12 protein-coding genes are annotated in these 21106 nt (G+C 71.7%); all 12 read right to left on the bottom strand.

Annotation, left to right across the window (positions count from 1 at the left end; genetic code table 11):
* Positions 1–45: 45 nt before the first annotated feature.
* A complete protein-coding gene (locus JHW41_RS12940; RefSeq protein ID WP_078995605.1) occupies positions 46–540 on the bottom strand; it encodes a DinB family protein in 495 nt (164 codons plus the stop codon).
* 42 nt (positions 541–582) lie between these two features.
* A complete protein-coding gene (locus JHW41_RS12945; protein ID WP_078995604.1) occupies positions 583–1863 on the bottom strand; it encodes a cupin-like domain-containing protein in 1281 nt (426 codons plus the stop codon).
* A 92-nt stretch (positions 1864–1955) separates the two neighbouring features.
* Positions 1956–3143, bottom strand: coding sequence for an ABC transporter permease (locus tag JHW41_RS12950; protein WP_078995603.1), 1188 nt, complete (start codon positions 3141–3143; stop codon positions 1956–1958).
* Between the two features lie 10 nt (positions 3144–3153).
* A complete protein-coding gene (locus tag JHW41_RS12955) occupies positions 3154–4302 on the bottom strand; it encodes an ABC transporter permease (RefSeq protein ID WP_250442466.1) in 1149 nt (382 codons plus the stop codon).
* Between the two features lie 70 nt (positions 4303–4372).
* A complete protein-coding gene (locus JHW41_RS12960) occupies positions 4373–5302 on the bottom strand; it encodes an aldo/keto reductase (protein WP_078995601.1) in 930 nt (309 codons plus the stop codon).
* Positions 5303–5311: 9 nt separating this feature from the next.
* Positions 5312–5998 carry an ABC transporter ATP-binding protein gene (locus JHW41_RS12965; protein WP_057947587.1) on the bottom strand — a complete coding sequence of 229 codons (687 nt, stop codon included), beginning with the start codon at positions 5996–5998 and terminating at the stop codon, positions 5312–5314.
* Positions 5995–6948, bottom strand: a complete 954-nt coding sequence (locus JHW41_RS12970) for a polysaccharide deacetylase family protein (RefSeq protein ID WP_250442467.1) — start codon at positions 6946–6948, stop codon at positions 5995–5997. Before JHW41_RS12970 ends, JHW41_RS12965 begins: the two co-directional genes overlap by 4 nt.
* Before the next feature lie 58 nt (positions 6949–7006).
* Positions 7007–7903, bottom strand: a complete 897-nt coding sequence (fabD, locus tag JHW41_RS12975) for an ACP S-malonyltransferase (RefSeq protein WP_250442468.1) — start codon at positions 7901–7903, stop codon at positions 7007–7009.
* Positions 7904–7933: 30 nt separating this feature from the next.
* A complete protein-coding gene (locus JHW41_RS12980; protein ID WP_250442469.1) occupies positions 7934–9055 on the bottom strand; it encodes a glycosyltransferase in 1122 nt (373 codons plus the stop codon).
* A 3-nt stretch (positions 9056–9058) separates the two neighbouring features.
* The gene (locus tag JHW41_RS12985; protein ID WP_250442470.1) at positions 9059–9988 is read right to left on the bottom strand and encodes an alpha/beta fold hydrolase; all 930 of its coding nucleotides are present in this window, start codon (positions 9986–9988) and stop codon (positions 9059–9061) included.
* The gene (locus JHW41_RS12990; protein ID WP_250442471.1) at positions 9985–10215 is read right to left on the bottom strand and encodes an MbtH family protein; all 231 of its coding nucleotides are present in this window, start codon (positions 10213–10215) and stop codon (positions 9985–9987) included. Before JHW41_RS12990 ends, JHW41_RS12985 begins: the two co-directional genes overlap by 4 nt.
* 133 nt (positions 10216–10348) lie before the next feature.
* The gene (locus tag JHW41_RS12995) at positions 10349–21022 is read right to left on the bottom strand and encodes an SDR family NAD(P)-dependent oxidoreductase (RefSeq protein WP_250442472.1); all 10674 of its coding nucleotides are present in this window, start codon (positions 21020–21022) and stop codon (positions 10349–10351) included.
* Between the last annotated feature and the right edge of the window lie 84 nt (positions 21023–21106).

Raw genomic sequence — 21106 nt, forward strand, 5'->3', positions numbered from 1 at the left:
CGCGGCTCGCGCCGCTCCTACAAGGCGACACCGCCTTCGCGATAGTTACAGCGCGTCTTCCAGGTTGATCCCCGGCGCGCCGTAGATCGTCGGCGGCTGGCCGCCGGCGACCATCATCAGGATGCTCAGCTGGCCGCGGTGATGCGCTTCGTGGCGCAGCATCAGGTTCAGCAGCTCCATGCGCGTCCACGGGTTGCCGTAGAAATCGACGGCTTCGTCGACCCAGTCCTCGCCCTGCTCCGCCACCGCCTGCATCAGCGCCGCATGCGAGCGTTGGAACGCCGCGGTCATCTCCGCGACCGTCGCCGGCATCTCGTCGGCCGGCACCTCGTTGTCGCCGGCCGGCTGCGCGCCCATCACCTCGGCGCAGAACCAGCGCTCGCTGATGCAGATGTGCCAGACCAATCCGCCGAGGGTCCAGCCCTTGTCCGGCACCACGGTCTGTTCGTTGCGCCCTTCCGGCACCCGGGAGAACACCTCCAGGGTGGTCTCGTTCTCGCGTTCCCAGGTCTTCAATACGCTGTGGATATCGGCTCGCATGCGGATGTCTCTTGGCGGCAAAGGGAAGGACGGCGGGGGGAACTAGCGCAGCGACGAACCCGGCGAGCGCATGTAGACCATGAACTGCACGGCTTCGGTCTTGCTCAGGCGATCGAGTTCGGACTTGCCCAGGCGGTTCCACAGCAGGTGCGCCAGCGCTTCGTCGCTGTAGCCCAGGCGCGCGGCGGTGTTCTGGATGGTCTGCTTCTGCACCGGGCTGATCGGCCCGGTCGGGCGCGACTTGGCCGCCAGCGCGGGCTCGACGTAGCGCGCGGTCTGGCCGATGTCGGCGATGATCTTGTCGACCTCCTGCGCGTCCAGCTGCGGCGGGCAGAACCGCGCCGGCTCGGTCTCCGGCAACGTCCGCTCCAAGGCCTGGCGCAGCACCGCGCGCATCCCGGTCACCTTGTCGCGCAGGCTCGCCGCGGGGCGCGCGTACTCGGCCTCGATCTGCGGCATCGCCGCGGTCAGCGCGTCCTGCGCGCCGGAGGCGGCCAGGTGCGAGCCCAGGTTCTGGATGTAGGAATCGCGATGGAAGTTGTCCACGCACAGGAACCGGCCGAAGCGGTTGCGGCGGAAGCGCAGGTTGAACGACATCGCGTCGTCCACATAGCCCAGGTAATGCCAGATCAGCGCCGGCATGTAGATGGTCTCGCCCGGTTCGAGCACCGCGTGGTAACCGCCGACTTCGGCGACGAAGTCCAGCTGCTCCTGGGTCGACATCTGTTCCAGGTACACGCCCGAGGACCACGGCGCGCCGGAGGTGGTGCGCAGGTCGACGCAGGCCTCGGGCTGGAACAGCAGCACCTGCTTGCGGCCGAACATCTGGTGCAGCAGCACCTGGCGGTGGTCGCCGTCGAAATGCAGGTGGGCGCGGTTGCCGGCGTTGGCGACGAAGATGTTCGAACACAGGTCGTGGTCGCCGTACTTGCGCGGCATGTCCAGCACCTCCGGCTCGTCCAGGTCCTGGGCCAGGCAGAACTCCGGCAGCCGGAACATGCGCATGATGCTGGCCGGGATCTCGTACTCGGTGCACAGCAGCGCGGTGTCCGGATTGGCCCGCACGTGCGCCCAGTACTCGTCGAAGGTCATGGTGGTCTCGACCGCGGTCTCCGGCGAACTGGCGGCCACCGCGTACTCGGTCTGCACGTGCATCGGCACGCCGCCGAACGCGGCGCTGGCGTCCTCGATGGTGCGGATCGCGTCGATCGGCTGGCCCGCGAACAGGTCGGTGATGATCACCGGCGTGCGCGTGCGGACGTAGTCGCGCAGGAACCGCTCAGGATCGGGCCTGGAGATTCGTGCGATTTCCTTCGCTGCCATGGTCGGTTTCCTCGATGCGTTGTGTAGATGCGTTCTGCAAGATTGCGGGCGGACGCCGCCGGCGCGGCGCCCGGATCGGACTCATATCGGACTCATATCGCGCGCAGGTCGTCCACGACCTGGCTGCGCACCGCGCGGATCGCCGGCACCAGCCCGCCGACCACGCCGATGGCCAGCGCCGCGGCGATGCCCTGCAGCACCACCGACGGGGTCATCGACACGTCGAACACCAGCTGGCGCAGGTCCGCGCCGACCGCGGTGCTGACCGTGCGGCCGCCGGCCACCAATGCGGCCAGGACCGCACCGAGCGCGCCGCCGAGCAGCGCCAGCAGCGCGGCCTCGACCACGATCGAACTGACCACCACCAGCGGCGGGAAACCGAGCGCGCGCAAGGTGGCGATCTCGCGGCGGCGGTCGTCGATGCTGGAATACATCGCGTTGATCGCCACGAACATCGCGCCCAGCGCCATGATCCCGCCCATCACGTAGGCCATGAAGCCGAGCAGGCCGTTGAGGCTGCGCGATTCGCGCTGCAGGAACTCCGGCTCGCTGAACACGTCCATGGCGATGCCGGGGTTGGCGGCGACGGCCTGCTTGAACCCGGCCACGCCGGCGGCGTCGGGCAACACCACGGTGACGTTCTGGAACATCGGCCGGCGGCTGACGTCCATGACCACGGTCGCGTCGGCCATCAGTTCGGATTCGCGCATGCTGTGCCGCGCCGCGAACACGCCGACGATCTTCCACTGGGTGCCGTAAGCGGCGACCTGCCCGCCCAGGGTCAGGCCCTGGAACTGCTCCATCGCCTGGCGGCCGACCACGACCTCGAACTTGCCGGGCTCGAACATGCGCCCGGCCACCAACTCGATCTCCGGGCGCACCGCCAGCACCTCGGGGCCGACGCCGCGGATGGTGCCGTTGACCTCCAGCCCGCTGGACTTCTCCACCAGGGTGATCGGGCCGACCGCTTCGGCGGTCAGCAACACGGTGCCGTCGGCGTTCTTGCGCACCTGGGTCGAGTTCTGGATCGCGCGCACGTCGTCGAGCGAGATCGCGCTGGCGATCTCCACGGTCGAGCCGGCGCGCAGCACGATCGCCCGGTCGGGCCGGCCGGCGTCGCGCATGGCCCCGTCCAGGCCGGCGTTCATCGCCAGCACGCCGGAAAACACCGCCACCGCGCCGGCGATGCTGACCACCATCACCAGCGCGTTGAGGCGCCGGCGCGACAGCCCTTGCAGGTTCATCAGCGCGGCCTGCGCGATCAGTCTGAGCATTCGCATGCGCGCCTCCTCAGCGTCCGGACAACGCGGCGACGAGGCTGAAGCGCATCGCCCGCACGATCGGCAGCAAGGCGCTGACCAGGGCGATGCCGAGCGCGATCGCCAGGCCGCCGACGAACACGCTGGGCTGCATGCGCATCGCGCCGAACAACTCGGCCACCGCCGGGAACGCCAGCGCGGCCAGGCCGAAACCGGCGACCGCCGCCATCAGGCTCAGCAGCAAGGCCTCGCCGAGGATCAGCCCGGCGATGCGCGCCGGGGTGAAGCCCAGGGTCATCAGCACCGCCAGTTCGGCGAAGCGCTGGCGCACCGACTGCATCATGGTGCTGGCGCTGACCACCAGCAGGGTGAACAGGACCGCGCCGATGATGAAGTTGCCGACCGTGCGCAGGTCGTTGATCTGCCGCCACTGCACCGCGGCGTAGGCGTTCTCGGTGCGGGTGCGGGTCTGCAGCGGCGAGTTCTCGGCCAGCGTGTCGATCGCCTGGGCGATCGCGCCGCTGCGTTTCTCGTCGTTCACCCGCACGATCATCAGGTGCACCTGGCCGGCGCCGAACGCGCGCGCCTCGTCGAAGTAGTCGAGGTTGACGAAGAACAGGTCGTTGAGCGCCGGCGACGCCTCGGCCGGCTCGTAGATGCCGACGATATCGAAGTACCAGATGTCGCCGCCGTCCTTGCGCGGCCAGATCGCCGACTTGATCGGGACCCGGTCGCCGATCTTCCAGCCGAAGCGCCTGGCCAGGCTCTTGCTGATCACCGCGCCGGATTTGACGATGCCCATGGTCTGCAACTGGCTGCGCGGCAGCTTCAGTTCCGGATACATGCGGAACATGCGCGGCACGTCCGCGGCCACGATCGGCAGCTGCACCGTCGGCCGCTGGTAATAGCCGACGAAGTAGGCCCAGTACGCGACGTCCTCCACCCCGGGAATCTTCTCCACCTGTTGCGCGAACGGCAGGATCAGCGGGTGGTACATGCTGATCCGGTTCATCACGTACAGGCGGTCGAGGTGGAAGCGCTCGGTAACGTGGTCCAGGCCCTGGTTGATGCCGTTGAGCAGCCCGAACAGCAGGAACGCCACCGTCATCGACGCGAACGTCAACGCGGTGCGCACCGGCTTTCGCCACAGTCCCTTCCAGATCAGCAACAAGTGGTTCATGGTTCGGCTCGGTACTCCATCGATGCGTCGGTTCCGGGGATGTACCGGACGGGCCCTGCCCGTCCGCGGCTCAATCGTCGTTGCGCAAGGCGCGCGCCAGCGGCTCCAGGTTGGCCGGATACGGCCGCCGCGGCGCGCCGGCGGCGTCCAGCGCGGCCATCTGCCCGGCGTCCAGCTCCAGATCGCAGGCGCCGAGGTTCTCCTCGGCCTGGGCCAGGCTCGACGGTCCCATCGCCACCGCATTCATGCCGACGCGGTTCAAGGCCCAGCGCAGCGCCACCTGCGCGCGCGGGCGCCCCAGTTGCGCGGCGACCTGCGCCAGCGCCGCATCCACCGCCGCGGGCGCGGCCTCGCGCCCGGCCTTGGCGTCGGTCAGCGCACCGCGCGCCAGCGGACTCCAGGCGATCGCGCCGAGCCCCTTGTGCGCGCACATCGGCAGCAGTTCGGCCTCGATGTCGCGCTGATGCAGGTTGTACAGCGCCTGTACGCAGCAGTAGCGCGCCCAGCCGTTGCCTTGCGCGGTCCACAACGCCTCGTTGAGGCGCCAGGCGGTGTAGTTGGACGCGCCCAGGTACAGCACCTTGCCCTGGCGCACCAATTGATCGAACGCGCCGAGGGTTTCTTCCAACGGAGTCAGGAAATCGTCGGAATGGGCGAAGTACAGATCGATGTACTCGGTCTTGAGCCGGCGCAGCGAGGCTTCGCAGGACTGCACGATGTGCTTGCGCGACAGCCCGAGCTGGTTCGGCCCGGGGCCGGTGCGGCGGAACACCTTGGTCGAGATCACCAACTGATCGCGCCGGTCGCCGATCCACTCGCCGAGCAGGCGCTCGCTTTCCGGCGAGAAATCGGCGGTGTCGACGAAGTTGACCCCGGCGTCGAGGCAGCGCGCCCAGATCCGCCGCGCTTCGTCGGCCGGGGTGCTGCCGCCGAACTCGGTCGCCCCCAGGCACAGTTCGGAGACTTTGAGTCCGGTCGAGCCGAGAAAGGAATAGCGCACGCGCGGGCCTCAGTGGGTCGCCGGGGCGTCGACGGCGCGCCCCTTGTCCAGGTGCAGCTGGCGCGTCGCCCGCGCCGCCGCCGCCGGATCGTGGGTGACCATGACGATGGTCTTGCCGTGCTCGCGGTTGAACGCGCCGAGCAGGTCCAGCACTTCGTCGGCGCTGGCGCGGTCGAGGTCGCCGGTGGGCTCGTCGCAGACCAGCAGCGGCGCGTCGGTGACGATGGCGCGGGCGATCGCCACGCGCTGCTGCTGGCCGCCGGACAGCTGCGCCGGCTTGTGATCGATGCGGTGCGACAGACCGACCACCTCCAGCGCGATGCGCGCCTGGCGCCGGCGCCGCGCGGCGTCGAGGCCGCTGAGCAGCAACGGCACTTCCACGTTCTGCGCGGCGGTCAGGGTCGGCATCAGGTGGTAGAGCTGGAACACGAAGCCGATGTGGCGGCCGCGCCAACGCGCCAGTTCGGTCGCGCTCATCTCGCCGATGCGCGCGTCGGCGACGGTCAGTTCGCCGGCGCTGGGCTTGTCGAGGCCGGCGATCAGATTGAGCAGGGTCGACTTGCCCGAACCCGACGGCCCCATCAGCGCGACGAACTCGCCTTCGGCGACGTCGAGATCGACCCCGTGCAGGACCTCGACGCTGTTGGCGCCGAGCCCGTAGGACTTGCGCAGGTTGCGCACCGACACCAGGCTCATGCGAAGGACCGGTCGTAATGGTGCGCCTGCGGCGCCGCCGCGAACAGTTCGCGCAGGCGCGCGCGCAGGTCGTCGCCGGCCTGCACCGCGCAACGCGGCAGCACCAGCGGGTGGCTCTGCACGGACGCGGGCTGGTTGCCGGTGGTCACCGCCGCGGCGAAGCCGGCGCGCTGCGCAGCGCGCACCGATTCTTCGTCGAAGGCGCCGTAGGGATATGACAGCGAGCGCACCTCGCGCCCCAGCAGCGCTTCCAGCCGCTGCCGGCACAGCAGCAATTCCTGTTCCTTGATCGGCAGCGCATGCGCCGGCAGCAGCAGATGGTTCTCGGTGTGCGCGCCCAGTTCCATGCCCGGCATCGCATCGAGATGGCGCAGTTCTTCGGGCGTCATCGCGCGCACCGGCCCGGTGCCGTCGGCCGCGGCCAGCCCGCTCCAAGCCAGCAGCGCGGCGATGCGCTCGCGCCGCTGCTGCGGCGTCCACGCGTAGAACGGGCGGCGCACCGTATCGAAAGCGGCGCGGCGCTGCTCGGGCGTGTCCAGCGGCAGCGGCGCCTGCGTGCCGGCCAGCTCGGCATCGAGTTCGGCCGGCAGCGCCGGATGGTCGAACACCCGCTGCAGGGTTTCCCACCAGAACTCGGCGGGGCCGTCGAGGGTCGCGGTGATGATGAAGAACGTGGCCGGGCATTCGAACTCGCGCAGGAGCGGCGCGGCCTCGGTCAGCGCGTCGAGGTAGCCGTCGTCCAGGGTGATCGCGACGCTGCGCGGCGGCGCGTCGCCGCGCACCAGCGCCTGCGCCAGTTCCTGCAGCGGCAGCACCCGGCAGCCCTCCTCGCGCAGCACCGCGAGGTGGGCGCGGAACTCGGCTGGCGACACGCACAGCTCGGTGCCGTCGTCGGCGATGCGGTGGTACATCAGGATGACGGCATTACCGTGGCTCGAATCGGTTCGCATCTGCTGGCTGTCCGGGAGTGATCGGCGTGCGGCGGTGGAATGGATGGAAGCGGCGGCGCTACGTGACCGCGGCGCGTTCGTCGATCGGCGCGGCGGCGCGGATCTGCGCGATCAGGCGGGTCAGCACGTTGCCGGGCCCGGCTTCGACGAACGAGGTCGCCCCGCTGCGCAACAGCCCCTGCACGCACTTCACCCACAGCACCGGCCGCACGATCTGGCGCACCAGCAGCGAGGCGATCACCGCGCTGGGCGCCTGCGCCGGATAGAAGGTGCCGGTGACGTTGGACATCACCGGCAGGCGCAACGGGGAAAACGCGAAACCGTCGAGGAATCCGGCGTAGGCGCGCGCCGCTTCGTGCATCATCCGTGAATGAAACGCGCCACTGACCGCCAGGCGCACGCAGGCGCCGGCGCCAGCGGCCTCGAACAGCGGCAAGGCGCGCTCGATCTCGTCGCGCGGACCGGACACCACGGTCTGGGTGGGCGCGTTGTAGTTGCCGATGTCCACCGCGTCCAGGCCGTGGGCCATCATCAGTTCGATGATGCGTCCGGCCTCGAGCCCGAGTACCGCGGCCATCGCCCCGCCGCTGGCCTGCGCCATCAGTTCGCCGCGCCGTTGCACCAGGCGCAGGCCGGTCATCAGGTCGAACGCGCCGGCCGCGTGCAGGGCGTTGTACTCGCCCAGGCTGTGCCCGGCCAGGAACGCCGGCGCGGCGCCCTCGCGCAAGGCGCGCAGGCCGTGCAAGGCGTTGACCATGTACAGGCAGGGCTGGGTGTAGCGGGTGTCGGCGAGCTTTTGCGCGTCCTGGCAGGCGCCGCGCAACGAATAGCCGAGCAAGGCGTCGGCCTGCGCTTCGATCGCCGCATAGTCGGGCAGATCGAACAGCTCGCCGCCCATCCCGGCTTTCTGGGCGCCCTGCCCGGGAAAGATCATCGCCTGGTTCATCGCCGGCATGCGCCGCTCCTTCGCGTCATCGTGGCGGCCTCAGGCGCGGGCGAAACGCCAGCTCGCCCACGCGACCATGCGCAGGCGCGGCCACCACGGCATCGGCCGCGACCACAGCTCGCGCACCAGTTCGCGGTAGACGCGCGGGCGCTTGCCGAAGGCGCGGGCATTGCCGCGGAAACGGGCGAAGTCGATCGGCACGCCGGGGAAGTCCTGCGGCCCGCTGACCGGCTCGCGGTCGGGCTTGGGTTCGAACAATCGCAGCACCTGATCGTTGCCGAAGTGGTTGCTGACCACGAACGCCTCGACCGTGTCGCTGAGGTCGACGAAGCGCAGCGCGCCCTCGCCCGCTACGCCGGCCGCGTCGGCGCCGGCTTCGCCGTCGACACAGGCCTGCGCGCGCTGCTGGAAGTCGTCCATGCGCCCGGCGATGAACGCGGTGGCTTCCACCGCGCGGGCGTCGTTGAGCGACCAGCGTTGCTGCAGCAACTGCATCAGCGCCGGGCCGCGCTCGGGCAGGAACCACAGGTCGGCGACCTGATGGTGGATCGCCAGCACCGTCAGCCGGTGCTGCGGCCAACGGCACAGCAGCGACAGGCCGGTGGACAGCACCCAGTCGCCGCGGTGCCAGGCGCAGCGGTAGCCCAGCGGCGCGCGCCGGCTGTGGACCAGCTCCCATTGCCGGCTCTTGCGGCTGGCCAGGGTCGCGATCGGCGCCAGCTCGGCTTCGCGCTGGGCCACGGTGCGCTGCATCTGCTCGACGAAGTCCGCCGGCAGCGCGTCGTCGTCGTCGAGGATCGTGGTCAGCAGGCGAGTGGTGTGCGCCGGCGCGTACGGCTGCAGCCAGCCGGTCTCGGTGAGGTCCTGGGCCGGATCGTAGTCGTACAGATGCGTGCGCGGACGGCCGGCGACCAGCGCCTGCAGGCGTTCGCGCCACGACGGCGGCAGGTCGCGATCGACGACGATGAACCAGTCGAAGTCCTGCGAGGTCTGGCCCAGCAGCGACGGCAGGCAGGTCAGCTCGAACAGCGAATAGCGCAGCGCCAAGCGCTTGGGCTCCAGCGGATCGCGCCGCAGCAGCGAGACCAGGACGCCGTTGAGGCCGGCCGCCGAGGTGGTGTGGCGGTAGCTGAAACGGGTGATGACGGCATGCCAGAGCATCGTTCAACCCGCCTGGTGGAGTTGGAGCGGCGCGGCGCCGCGCGGCGCCAGCCGCTGCGCCGCGTACTGGCGCAGCAACGCGTTGAAGCGCGACGGATTGTCGAGCATGACCGCGTGGCCGGCGCGCTGCACCGATTCGACTTCGGCCTGCGGCACCCGCGCGGAGAACTCCTCGCACCAGCGCTTGCCGCACAGCGCCGAAGCGGCGCCGCGCACCAGCAACAGCGGCACGCGGATCTCGCGCAGGCCCTGCCACAGCTCGTCCTCGACCGAGGCGGCCTGATCCTGGTAGCCCAGCGCGCGATCGGCCTTGAGCCGGAACTCCTCGGGGCCCAGCCGCTCCAGCGCATCGACCGCCAGCGCCTGCAACAGCGGCGGCGGCACCAGCGGCATGGTCGCCTGCAGGTACTCCAGATACTCGTCCGGCGAGCGGTAGCGGAACTTCAAGCGCAGGAATTCCTCGCGGATGTGCGCCGACGCGGTCGGACTCAGGCCCGGCCCGCCGTCCACCAGCACGACCGCGCGCGGCGGGCGCGGCAGGCGTTGCGCCGCCAGCGTCGCCACCGAGGCGCCGAGCGAATGGCCGACCAGGAGGTAATCGCGCAGGTCCAGCGCGCGCGCCACTTCGATCAGGTCCGACACGTGCGCGGCGATGGAATAGCGCCGCGCCGGATCGTGGTCGGAATCGCCGTGGCCGCGCAGGTCCGGCGCGGCCAGACCGTATTCGGGCATCGCCGCGGCCAGCGAGCGCCAGACGAAACCGCCGTGGCTGAAGCCGTGCACCAGCAACAACGACGGCGGGCGTTCGCCCCAGGTGCGCACGTGCACGCCCAGGCCGTCGCCGACCTGCACGCGCAACCCGGCTTCGCGCGGGGGCGCGGCCGTCGCGGCGGCGGCCAGAACGGCGGACGGATCGCTGATCGACACCGTCATTCGGCCGCGCGACCGTTGTCGGCGGCCTGCTGCAACCGCAGGCGGACGCTGCGCGGGGTGAGGTCCTTCCAGACCTCGTCCACGTAGTCCAGGCACGCCTGCCGCGCGGCCGGGCCGTGCGCCACGCGCCAGCCGGGCGGGACCGGGATCGATTGCGACCAGAGCGAGTACTGCTCTTCGTCGTTGATCAGGACGATGAAGTCCTCGGACGAATCGGGCTCGGACATCGTTACCTCGGATTCTCGGCGGGACGCAGCCCGCGCATGCAAGGAAGGCATGACTTTTGCGCGCCCATACTAGTGGCTGCCGGGCGGCCGAGTCCACGGCCGCGCAGGCATCGTTCGGCCGGTCGCGACCGGCTCATATCGTGTAGCTCATCGGTTGCTCGCGACGCTTGGCCGGCGCGGCCTGCGGCGTCGGCGCGACGCTTTCGCCCGCAGCCTCCGCCGCGTCCTCGGCATGGTCTTCGCCGATGTGCTGCATCAGCGCGTCCAGGGTCGGATGGTCGAACGGCGCGGTCGTGGTCAGCTCCAGCCGCAACGACTGGTTGAGGCGTTCGACCCATTGCACCGCCAGCATCGAATCCATGCCGTAGTCGGTGAACGGCGTGGCCGGGTCGAAGTCGGCGGCGTCGATCGCCAGCACCGCGAGCAGTTCCTGCCGCACCCGCTCGCGCAGGCCGCCGCTGCGTGCGGGCTGCGGCGCAGGCGCCGCGACGGCCGCTTGCGGCGCGGGTTGCGGTTGCGGTGCGGGTTGCGGTTGCGGTTGCGGTGCCGGCGGCGTCCACGATTGCGGCGCTTGCGGCTGCGGTTGCGCTTGCGACGGCTGCGCCGCGCCCGCGCCATGGCTGGCGCTGGCCAGCAGGTGCGCGACCAGGGCGTCGATGGTCGGATAGTCGAACAGGCTGGTGGTGGTCAGTTCGACCACCAGCCGCCGGTTCAACGCTTCGACGATCTGCACCGCCAGCATCGAGTCGATGCCGTAGTCGACGAACTCCGCATCGCCGCGGATGTCGCCGCTGTCGATGCCGGCGATCTCGACCAGCGCCTGGGCGATGGCCTGGGCGATGCCCGCGCTGGCCGCCGCAGACGCGGTCGGTGCCGGCGACGGCGACGGCGCCTGCACCGCGGCTTGCGGCTGAGGCTGAGGCGCGGCGACCGGTGCAGCGGCCGGCGGCGCCACGCGGCTGGCGACCGCGTTCGCCGGTTCGCTCGCGACCGACGCCGCGACCGCCGCGCTGCGCGGCCGCAATGACAGCAAGTGGGCCACCACCGCGTCGATGCTGGGATGGTCGAACAGGCTGGTGGTGGTCAGCTCGGTGCAGACCGTGGTGTTGAGCACCTCCACGGTCTGCACCGCCAGCATCGAGTCCAGTCCGTAGTCGGTCAACGGCGCGTCGTCGCGCAGTTCGTGCGCCGGCACGTCCAGCGTCGCGATCAGGGCGTCGCGGACGATGCGGCGGATCGCCGCCTCTTCGTCCTCGGCCACGGGCGCGGCCGGCGCGACCGGCGCCGCAGCGGCAAGTTCAACGGCCGGCCTCGCCTGCGCAGCGACGACGGGTTCGGGCGCACGCGACGCCTCGCCCGCCTGCACGGCCACGACTTGAGCGCCGACAGGCTGGCGGATCCAGCCGTCGCTGCTCGCCAGCACGATCTGCTGCCCGAGCGAACGCGCGCCCTCGGCCGGCAGGCCGATCGCGCCGAAGCCCTGTTCGGCCAGCACCGCGCGCCACGACTCGGGCGACAGCGCCGGCGAACCGGGAATGCGCAGGTGCGCGTCCTCGTACAGCCACCAACCCTTGAGCAGGCCGAAGGTGACGTGGGCGAACAGGCTGGTCGCGCACACCTCGTTCAACACCAGCAGGCCGTTGCGCTTGAGCGCGGCCTTGGCGTTGCGCAGGGTGCGGGCGATGTCGCCGGTGGCGTGCAGCACGTTGGCGGCGACCACGATGTCGAAACCGCCCACGTCGATGCCCTGCGCCGCCGCCGCGCGTTCCACGTCGAAGCTGCCGTAGCTCATGTACGGCGCCCGCTGCGCGTACTCGTCCTGGGCCGCCAGCGCGAACGAACGCGAGATGTCGGTGAAGCGGTATTCGGCGACGCAGGACGCGTACGGCTCCAGCGCCCGCACCAGCGGCGCGGTGGTGCCGCCGGTGCCGGCGCCGATTTCCAGGATGCGCAGGCGCACGTCCGGATCGATCCGGCGGCGGCGCTCGATGTAGCGCACCACCGCGCTGCACAGCACCTTGTTGAAATAGTCCGGCACCGGGCTGTCGCGATAGATGCCCTCGACCAGATGCGGCGAGGACTTCGGGAACAGCACGTCGGTGGCGGCGCGCTGGCCGGTCAGCACCGGGCCCAGTTCGCGCAGGGTCGCCTCGGCCAGGCGCACCGGCGCGGCCAGTTCCGCGCTGTCCAGCCATTGCGGCGCGTTGCGTTCCCACTCCTGCCACGGCGAAGACGCGGGTCCGGCGGCGTGCCAGGCCTCGCCGCGCCGCACCGCCAGCCCGTGCTCGGCGAGCAGGTCCAGCGTATGCCGCAACCAGGCGCGGTACTGCGGCGCGATCAAGGCCTCGCGCGCTTGCGCGGTCGCCGCGGCGAACACGCCCAGCGCGTCGAGTTCGTGGCGCAGCAGTTCCAGCAACAGGCCCTCGAAGCGCGCGGGCAGCCCCTGCCCGGCCAGGCCGGCCGGATCGAGATCGACCGGCGCGTCCAGCGGCACCACCGGCGCGGTCGCGCCGACGCGCCACAGGCGGTCGTCGGAGAACTGCACGCCGGTCAGCGCGTCCTCGCGCCGGGTCTTGAGGAAGGCGAACTGACGCAGCGGTCCGGCCAGCAGCCGCTCCAGCGCGGCCATGCCCTCGGCCGGTTCCACCGAGCCCATGCCGGCCTGCGCGATCCAGTTGCGGTAGCCGCTGGAAATCGCCGCGAAACCGACGCTGCCCCAGTAGCCCCAGTTGACCACCCGCACCGGACAGCGCCATTGCTGCGCCAGCAGCGCCGCGTACGCGTCCTCGACCGTGCAGCCGGCGGCGTAGTTGGCCTGGCGCGGGGTTTTTTCCAGCGCCTGGATCGAAGAGAAGAACAGCACGAAGTCCAGCGGCAGGTGGGCGAACGCCTGGGCCATGCGCACCGACACTTCGATCTTGGCCGCCAGCCCGCGCCAGAAGCGCTGCTCGTCCATGCGTTCGAGCGGATCGCCGGCCATCAGCAGCGCGGCGTGGACCACGCCGTGGACGCTGCCGAAGCGGCGTTCGATGTCGGCGCAGGCGCGCTCCAGCGACGGCTGGTCGGTGGCGTCGGCGGAGACGTAGTGCGGCGCCGGGCCCAGCTGGGACAGGCGGCCGATCTTCTCTTCCACGATCTCGTCGCGCTTGCGCAGGCCGATCCACACCACCTGCGCGGCGTAGCGCCGGATCAGGTATTCGCTGAAGGCCTCGCCGATGCCGCCGGCGCCGCCGACCACGACGTACACGCCGTTGCGGCGGAACGCGGTCTGCTCGGGTTCCGGCAGCGCGCACTGGATCCAGCGCTGGCGGTGCCAGCGGCCGTGGCGATGCGCCCAGGCGTTGCCGTCGCGGTCGGCCGGCAGCGCCAGCAGCGCGTCCAGCGGCCACGGCTGGCCGGCTTGCACATCGACCAGACGCACGCGCCAGTCCGGATATTCCTTGGCCAGGGTGCCGATCAGGCCGTGCACGCCGGCATGGGTCGGATCGAGCGGCTCGCCGTCCGCCACCGGCTGGCTGCCGGCGGTGACCACGGTCAGGCCGAGCGGCTTGCCGGCATAGCCGAGCTTGAGCAGCGCCTTGACCAGGCGGAAGGTGGCCATCACCCCGCGCTGCTGATCGACCACGATGCTTTCGCTGTCGACCGCGCGCGCCTGCGACGGCGGCGCCAGCCAGAACAGGTGCTCGATGTTGCCGGCGCCACGCAGTTCCTCGGCGGCGCGGTCGGCGGTGTCGGCGATCGCCGCCGGCAGGTGGCGCGCGCGCGGATGGCGCTTGCGCAGCTGCGCGAACTGGGTCTCGTCGCCGCCGATGACGACGACGTTGGCCTTCTCCTGCGGCCAGGTCTCGGCTTGCGGCGGCGCGGCCGGCTCCCACGCGGGCGCCAGGGTCAGCGCGCCGACCCGGTCGCCGCCGGGGAAGGCTTCTCCGTGCGCGCCGGCAGACGCCGGCGCCGCGACGGGTGCCGGCGCGGAAGGCGCCGGCTGCGGCGACGGGGCTTGCGCGGGACGCGTCGCCGCCGATGCGCTGGCGGCCGCGGCCGGCCGCTGCGGCGCGCCGGCTTCGCGCGAGGTCACTCCGCGCAGCGCCGCCACCACCCGTCCGGTCGGCTCGCACAGATCGATATCGAGCTTGTTGCCGTTGCCGCGGGGATCGCGGCGGATCCACACCCACATCTGTTCGGTGCACGGGCCGTACAGTTCGATCTGGTCGAGCGCGAACAGCATCAGCGAGCGCGGCGCGGCGCCGTCGCTCGGACGCTCCTCGCGGCCGTCGCCGATCTCGAAGCCGATCGAGGCCTGCAGCGCGCTGTCGAGCAGGCTCGGATGCAGCTGAAAGCCGTCCTGCACCGCCGCGGCCGGCAGCCGGATCTGGGCCAGCAACTGGTCTGCGCCGACGAACGCGCGCTCGATGCCGCGGTAGCTTTCGCCGTAGGCCAGGCCCATCAGGTCGAACACGCGGTAGTAGTCGCCGCCCTTGAGCGTGCGCAGGTCGCAGAGCATGCGCAGGGTGCCGACATCGACGAACGAACCACGCCCGGGCGCCGCGTCCAGGACCACCCGGCCCTGGCAATGCGGCGTGTCGCTGCCCGCGCCGAGGATGCGGAACGCGAGTTCGTTGTCGCGCGCCGGCACCGGCTCCAGCGCGACCTGCAAGTCCACCGGCTCGGCCACGGCCAGCGGCCGCAGCCACACCACGTTGCGCAGCTGCCGCGCGCGCTGGCCCGGACGCGCCAGTTCCGCGGCGGCGCGCGCCATTTCCAGGCAGGCCGCGCCGGGCAGCATCGGCGCGCCCTGGACGACGTGGTCGCGCAGGAACGGCTCCTGGCCGCTCCAGCGCGTGGCGTAACGCGGGCCGTCGGCGCCGGCGATCGCGGCGTGCACGAACGGATGCAGCGGCGCGGCCGTGGCGACGCCGCTGGCGACGTTAGCGGCGGCCGGCTTCGGCGCCGGCGAAACCGCGCTCGGCGGCGCAGCGATCGCGGGCGCCGCGCTCGCCGCTGGCGCGACAGTAGCGGGCACGACAGCAGCGGGCTCGACAGCCGCGGGCGCGACGACGGCCGCGACCGGCGCCGCGGCGGCCTCGACGCGCGGCTGCGCGCGCTCGGGCACCCAATGGCGCTTGCGCGAGAAACGGTACAGCGGCAGCGCGACGCGCCGCTGCGAGGCGAACGCGGAACTCAACTCGGGCGCGAGGCCTTGCACGTGCAGCGCGGCCAGTTCCGCCAGCAATCGCGCGCGCTCGCCGTCGTCGCGGGCCTGCGCCAGCGCGTGCAGGCGCTGCCGCGCCGGCGCGAAGCGTTCGTCGCCGCCGTTGCCGGCGGCAGCGGTACCCACGAGCACGCGCGAAGAACCGCCGGCCAGCCAGCGGCGCAGTTCGGCGGCCGCATCGGCCGCGTTGTGCGCGACCAGGGCCAGGCGATGACGATGATGGCGACGGCCGACCGCCAGGGTGTAGCCGGCCGCGCTCAACTCCAGCGCGCTTTCGCGCTCCAGGTGCTCGGCCAGCGCCGCGACCTGCGCTGGCAGGTCTTCTTCGCGGAAGCCCGACAGCACCAGCAAGGTCGGCTGCGCGGCGCTCGCGGCGGCGGCCGCGGGCGGCGCCTCTTCGACCACCACATGGGCGTTGGTGCCGCTCAGGCCGAACGAACTCACCGCGGCCAGGCGGCGGCCGGCGGCGGGCGCTTCCCAATGCTTGAGTCGGGTGTTGACCGTCAGCGGACTGTCGGCGAAGGCGATGTGCGGGTTGGGCCGGTCGAAGTGCAGCGACGGCGGGATCTGCCGGTGCTGCAGCGACAACAACACCTTGATCAGCCCGGCCACGCCCGCGGCGGCGCCGGTGTGGCCGATGTTGGTCTTGATCGAACCGATCGCGCAGAAGCCGGTGCGGTCGCTGTAGTGGCGCAGCGAGCGGCTCAGCGCCGCGGCCTCGATCGGATCGCCGAGGATGGTGCCGGTGCCGTGCGCCTCGACCATCTGCAGGCGGCCGGCGTCGATGCCGAAGCTGTCGTAGACGTGGCGCTGCAGGCGTTCCTGCGCGCCGGCGCTCGGCGCGGTGATGCCGTTGCTGGCGCCGTCCTGGTTGATCGCGCTGCCGCGGATCACGCCGTAGATGCGGTCGCCGGCGTCGAGCGCGTCCTGCAGGCGCTTGAGCACGACCACGCCGACGCCTTCCGACGGCACGAAGCCGTCGGCCTGGTCGCCGAACGCGCGGCAACGGCCGGTCGGCGAGAGCATGCCGGCGCGGCTGGAGGAAATCAGGAAACCTGGCGTGCACTGGATCCAGACGCCGCCGGCCAGGGCCACGTCGGTCTCGCCGGTCCACAGGCCCTGGCAGGCCAGGTGCACGGCCACCAGCGAGCTCGAACAGGCGGTGTCCAGGGTGATCGCCGGACCTTGCAGGTCCAGGTAATAGGCGATGCGCGCCGACAGCACCGAGGCCGCGTTGCCCCACATCGCGTGCGGCGGCAGCGAGGGTTGGCCGTGCAGCAGTTCGCCGTAGTCGCCGCCGTTGAAGCCCATGTAGACGCCGCAACGCGCGCCGGCGATGCCCTGCCCCGCGTAGCCGGCGTCTTCCAATGCATGCCACGAGGTTTCCAGCAGCACGCGGTGCTGCGGGTCCATGAAGTTGGCTTCGGTGCCCGAAATGTTGAAGAACAGCGGATCGAACTGGTCGATGTCGCCGAGGAAGCCGCCGCGCGGGCAGACCTTGATGTCGTCGGGCAGGCCCAGCGAATCGATCTGCCAACGGGTGATCGGCTCGGTCACCTCATCGCCCGCGGCCAGGTGCGCCCACAGCGTCTGCAGGTCGGGCGACTGCGGGAAGCGCCCGCTCATGCCGACGATGGCGATCGGGCCCGGCGCTGCGGCCGCGCCGCTGCGCTGCGCCGCGGGTTGCGCGCGCGCATCGCTGTCGGCCGAGGCGTCGTTGGCCGCCGGCGTCGCCCGGCGGTCGGTATCGGCGGCCGGCTGCGCCGACGCTGCCGGCGCCGCGACCGGCTGCGGCAGCGCGGCGCGCGCCGCGGCCTGCAGCTGCACGGTGTCGTGGTCCTGCAGCACATGCCGCACGAGCTTGTTGACTGAGCTGTGGTCGAACAGGCTGGTGCCGGCCAGTTCGATGCCGAGCGCGTCGTTGAGCGCGCGCACGATCCGCACGCTGCTGATCGAGTCGACGCCGTAGCCGGCGAACGCGCTGTCCGGATCGATGCGCTCCGGCGCCAGCTTGAGGATTGCGGCCAGCTGCGCGAGCAGCGTGTGCTTCACATGGGCTTCGAGGTCGATGGCGGCCACCGTCTGGTCGGGTTCGTAGTCGGGTCGGGGTTCGGATGCGGCAAGCGCGGGTTCGCGCTCGATCGGCGGCGCGCGCTCGGCTTGCGGCGCGGGCGGTTGCTCTGCCGCGGCGTCGGCAGCGGGCTCCGGCGCGGGTACACGCAGGCCTTGCGCGCCCAGCCGATGCAGCGCCGCCAACTGCGGCAGCGCGGCGTGCATGAAGACTTCCAGCGCGGCCATCGCCTCGACCGGCCGCAGCGCGCCGATGCCGGCCTGGGCGAAGCGTTCGCGCACCCGCGGCGGCAGGCCCGCGGTGGCGCCGATGTCGCCCCAGAAGCCCCAGTTGAGGGTCTTGACCCGGCGGCCGTAGCGGCTCGCCAGACCGCGCGCCAGCGCGTCCTGGTACAGGCTGCCGGCGCTGTAGTTGCTCTGGCCGGCGTCGCGCGAGTAGCTCACCAGCGAGGAGAACAGCACCACACCGTCGGCCGCGTCGTCGGCGAACGCGCCCAGCAGGTTGGCGGCGATCTTGGCCTTGGTCGCGAACGCGCGTTCGAACCGCGCCGCGTCCATGACTGCCAGGCCCTGGTCGTGCAGTTCGATCGCCGAATGCACCACGCAGTCGATCCGGCCGTACGCGCGCAGCGCCTGCGCGCGCACCGCGGCCAGCGCCGCCGGGTCGGCGGCGTCGGCCTGCAGGTACAGCGGCGCCGGCCCGAGCGCGGCCAACCGCGCGCGCTTGGCTTCGATGTCGGCATCGGCGGCGCGCCGGCCGACCCAGACCACGCGGGCTTGGTAGTGGCGCAGCAGGTACTCGCTGAATACCTCGCCCACGCCGCCGGCGCCACCGACGATCAGGTACACGCCGTCGCGGCGGAACGCGCCGTCGGTGCGCGCGGGCACCGGCACCGGCCGCAGCCGTTCGCGTGCCCACTGGCCGTCGTGGCAGAGCCAGCCGCGGCCCTGGGTGTCGGCGGGCACGGCGAGCAGTTGTTCGACGCCGATGCCGGCGGCCGCGCCGATGGCATCCTCGCGCCCGAGGTCGACCAGGCGCAGGCTCCACTGCGCGTTTTCCTTGACCGCGCTCGCCACCAGTCCTTGCAAGGCCGCGTGGCTCGGGTCGGTGCCGGCATCGCGCGTGACCAAGGTCCATTCCAGCGCGCCGTCGCCGTAGCCCTGGTCGAGCAAGGCCTTGATCGCGTGGAAGCACGCCAGCACCGGCGCGCTGCGGGCGGCGTAGTCGAGCAGTTCGTCGACGCGTTCGCCGCCGCCGTCGCCGGCGAACCAGACGAGGCGGTCGATCCGGCCCAGCGCGCGCAGCGCATCGGCCCAGGCGCCGATGGCGTCCGCCGCGGGCGGCGCCAACGCCGTCGCCCGCGGCCACACCCGCGCGAATTGCGCCATCGCTTGCGCGCTGGCGCCGACGATGGCGACGCGCGCCTGCGCATCCAACGCCTGCGGCACCGGCGCCGCAACCGGCTCGGTATCGCCGATCAGCAGTTCCAGCGCCGCGAGCGCCTCGGGGACGCGATGCACGGGCGCCTCGACCGGCGGTGCCGGCGGCTGCATGACGGGCTCGCTGCGCGGCCCGGATTCGCTAGCGCCGTCACCCGTCGTCACCCAGCAACGCTCCTTAGCGAAAGCGTAGGTCGGAAGATGGGCAAAGCGTCCCGGCCGCGAGCGCGGCAGGTCGCGCCAATCCGGGTCGAATCCGCCGACCCAGCGCTCGCCGAGTCCGGCCAGCGCCTGCGCGTCGGCGCGCAGCGGCGCGCGCGCGGCGCTATCGGCGCGGTGCGATTCGCGCATCTGCGCGGTGACGCGGCCGGCGAACGAGGCCGGCGCGGCGCGGCCGGCGAGGAAGTCCTCCAGCCGCGCGAGCGCTTCGGCGCGGTCGACGGCGACGAACGCCAGCCGCTGCTCGAACGCCGCGCGCCCGACCTGCAAGGTGTAGGCGACATCCGCCAGCGGCGTGGCCGCGTCGCGCTGCAGCCAGCGCGCCAGCGCCTGCGCTTGCGCGCGCAGTTCGTCCGCGCCGCGCGCGGACAACAGCAGCAACTGCGGCTCGCGCGCATCGGCCTGGGGCGCGGCGTGCGCTTCGGCCGGGTTCCATTCCTCCAGCACCAGATGCGCATTGGTGCCGCTGTAGCCGAACGAGCTGACCGCCGCGCGGCGCGCGCTCGCCTCGGGCACCCGCCATTCGCGCAGTTCGGTGTTGATCACGAACGGCGAACCGCGCAGTTCGACGTGCGGGTTGGGCCGGCTGTAATGCAGGGTCGGCACCAGGCGCTTTTCGCGCAGGGCCAGCAGGGTCTTGTGCACGCCGGCGACGCCGGCGGCGGCCGAGGCGTGGCCGATGTTGCTCTTGACCGAGCCCAGCGCGCAGAAATGCAGGTCGGCGGTGGCCTCGCCGAACACCGTCGACAGCGCCTCGAACTCGATCGGATCGCCGAGCCGGGTGCCGGTGCCGTGGGCTTCGACGTAGCTGATCGACGCCGGATCGATGCGATGGCGGCGGTACACCTCGCGCAGCAGGTCGGCCTGGCTCTTGGCGCTGGGCGCGGTAATGCCGTTAGTGCGCCCGTCCTGGTTGATGCCCGAGCCGAGCACGACGGCATGGATGCGGTCGCCGGCGGCGATCGCGTCGCTCAGTCGCTTGAGCACCAGGGTGCCCACGCCCTCGCCCGGAACGAAACCGTCGGCGGAGTCGTCGAACGCGCTGCAGCGTCCGGATGCCGACAGCATCCCGGCGGCGCACATGCTGACGTGGGTTTCCGGGCTCAGGTACAAGGTCACGCCGCCGGCCAGGGCGAGGTCGATCTCGCCGGCCAGCAAGGCCTGGCAGGCCAGGTGGGTGGCCACCAGCGAGGACGAACAGGCGGTGTCGACCGCGATCGCTGGGCCCTTCAGATTAAGGTGATAGGCGATGCGCGCCGCGGCGATCGACGAGGAATTGCCGGTGGCCTCGCCGATGCCGGCGCCGGCCTGCCGGCACAGGCCGACGTACTCGTTGCCCATGATGCCCAGGTAGACGCCGCAACGCGCGCCGTCGAGCGCCGCCGGCGCGTAGCCGGCGTCCTCGAACGCGCGATAGCCTTCCTGCAGGAACACCCGGTGCTGCGGGTCCATCACCGTCGCTTCGGCCGGCGAAATGCCGAAGAACAACGGATCGAAGTTTTCTACTTCGTCCAGCGCGCCGAGCCATTTGCAATAGACCTTGCCCGGCTGCTGCGGGCGCGGATCGTAGAACCGCTCCACGTCCCAGCGCGACGCCGGCACCGTGCGCACGCCGCTGCGGCCTTGCGACAGCAGTTCCCAGAACGCGTCGAGCGAGTCGGCGCCGGGATAACGGCCGGACATGCCGACGATGGCGATGCGTTCGTCCGCGCTTGGGCTTGGGCTCGGGCCCGTGCGCGCGGTCGACGCCGCGGCGGCCGATGGCGCCGCCGGCGCGGGTTGCGCGGCCGCCTCGGCCAGCAGCCGCTTGGCCTGTTCCGGGGTGATCCGCCGCGATTGCAGATCGCGCAGTACGTCTTGTCGATTCATGCTGTCCATCCACTCGATACGGTCGCGCCCGGCGCGGTTCGCGGCGACGCTGCGCGCCGCGCATGGCCTTGCATCGGCCTGGTC

This window comes from Lysobacter enzymogenes (genome assembly GCF_023617245.1).
GTDB classification, from domain to species: Bacteria; Pseudomonadota; Gammaproteobacteria; order Xanthomonadales; family Xanthomonadaceae; genus Lysobacter; species Lysobacter yananisis.

Bases quoted from the DNA above. Each gene is read 5' to 3' on its own strand.
- JHW41_RS12940 (WP_078995605.1), bottom strand. From the start codon at position 540: ATGCGAGCCGATATCCACAGCGTATTGAAGACCTGGGAACGCGAGAAC.
- JHW41_RS12945 (WP_078995604.1), bottom strand. From the start codon at position 1,863: ATGGCAGCGAAGGAAATCGCACGAATCTCCAGGCCCGATCCTGAGCGG.
- JHW41_RS12950 (WP_078995603.1), bottom strand. From the start codon at position 3,143: ATGCGAATGCTCAGACTGATCGCGCAGGCCGCGCTGATGAACCTGCAA.
- JHW41_RS12955 (WP_250442466.1), bottom strand. From the start codon at position 4,302: ATGAACCACTTGTTGCTGATCTGGAAGGGACTGTGGCGAAAGCCGGTG.
- JHW41_RS12965 (WP_057947587.1), bottom strand. From the start codon at position 5,998: ATGAGCCTGGTGTCGGTGCGCAACCTGCGCAAGTCCTACGGGCTCGGC.
- JHW41_RS12970 (WP_250442467.1), bottom strand. From the start codon at position 6,948: ATGCGAACCGATTCGAGCCACGGTAATGCCGTCATCCTGATGTACCAC.
- fabD (WP_250442468.1), bottom strand. From the start codon at position 7,903: ATGCCGGCGATGAACCAGGCGATGATCTTTCCCGGGCAGGGCGCCCAG.
- JHW41_RS12980 (WP_250442469.1), bottom strand. From the start codon at position 9,055: ATGCTCTGGCATGCCGTCATCACCCGTTTCAGCTACCGCCACACCACC.
- JHW41_RS12985 (WP_250442470.1), bottom strand. From the start codon at position 9,988: ATGACGGTGTCGATCAGCGATCCGTCCGCCGTTCTGGCCGCCGCCGCG.
- JHW41_RS12990 (WP_250442471.1), bottom strand. From the start codon at position 10,215: ATGTCCGAGCCCGATTCGTCCGAGGACTTCATCGTCCTGATCAACGAC.
- JHW41_RS12995 (WP_250442472.1), bottom strand. From the start codon at position 21,022: ATGAATCGACAAGACGTACTGCGCGATCTGCAATCGCGGCGGATCACC.